This window comes from Microcoleus sp. Pol12A5, from assembly GCF_036701435.1.
Taxonomy (GTDB): Bacteria; Cyanobacteriota; Cyanobacteriia; order Cyanobacteriales; family Microcoleaceae; genus Microcoleus.
In genome coordinates, this window is record NZ_JAUBQU010000290.1 from 1 (window position 1) to 1355 (window position 1355).

The window sequence follows — 1355 nt, forward strand, 5'->3', positions numbered from 1 at the left end:
CTTATAGAGTATAAATCATCGAACTTTTTACTTAACTGATATCCTAGCAGGGTGAGTTGGTAACTTAACTGATAGTTGCCTAACATTGCCTGTAGCATACCAAATATACCGTAGCTAATTGCAGATTTGGATGTATGACCGTATTCAACGCTCAAATTGGCAGATTTAGCCATTACAACACCGGCAATTTGGGGAGCGCCTAAGTAGCTTGGCGGTAACATTTTTATCAATAGCTCTAAGGCCATCTGCTTGATCGGGTCTTCCATTTCTGGATTGTCAATCAGCGAAGCAACTTCTCGGTTTCCTAAAATTTCGCTAAACTTACCTAATTCAGCTTCAACAGCTTTGTTAAAGTCGCCATCTGGAAAGTCGATCCCCAATTGCGCTAAAGCTGTTCGACCAACCTCAATCGCCTCCAAGTATTTGCCCTGCATGGTATATAGTTCGATTAGCAAATAATAGAATTCCGAGCGTTCTAGCGCTGACTTCGCTCTATTAATAGCCAATTCTATCAGCAATTCTGACTCTTGAAAGTTGCTAGTGAGATATTCAACCTGGGCTAGATTTTTATATAAATCCATAGCCATTTTATAATTATTTTTTCCTTTCCATATATTGCCAGTAAAAAAAAACTTTGCCGATATAAAATATTCTTTAGCAGCCGTATATGCCGTAGCTTCTTTGGCTTTTTTACCTGCCTTGAGATTCAATTGACTCAACTGCACTTTTTCTGCCTTGCCTGCAATCAAGTTTTTGCCTTTATTAAGATGATCGACTATGGCAAAGATATTTTCTTCCAATTCATCTGGAAGTGTATTTGTAAGTAACAGCCTGCCAATTTTAAGATGAACGGTTTCCTTGTCATTTTCATCAATCAAGGCATAGGCGGCTTGCTGGACGCGATCGTGTTGAAAATTATAATTCAGGATAATCAAAGAGGAATCGATGGGATTGTTTGAGGTTGTTTCTAGCGATGAAGTAGGTTGAATCAGCCCGGACTGGATAGTCGGTAGTAAATCTACAAATGTGTCTGTAAGGGATTTTTCATAGACTATAGAGAGCGTTTTCAGATCGAAGCTATTCCCGATACAAGCAGCCAGAAGCAACGCCTGCTGAGGCGCATCGGGTATTTTTTTTAATTTGTCTATCAGCAAATCCACAACATTTTCTGTGATACTTAAAGCATCGATTTGCGGGATATCCCAGACCCAACAACGCTGTTGCCAATCGAACTTTAATAAATTTTCTTGATATATAGTTTTAAGAAATTCATTAACAAAGAAAGGATTACCTGATGTTTTGCGATAAATTAACTCAGTTAGCGGCTCTACCAATTCTAGATTGCTGTGGAGAGT

At 38.8% G+C, this 1355-nt stretch carries 1 protein-coding gene; it reads right to left on the reverse strand.

Annotated features, from left to right (window positions below):
- The coding region (locus QUA45_RS28810) for an ATP-binding protein (protein WP_445305361.1) at positions 1-1355 on the reverse strand (1355 nt) is incomplete at both ends.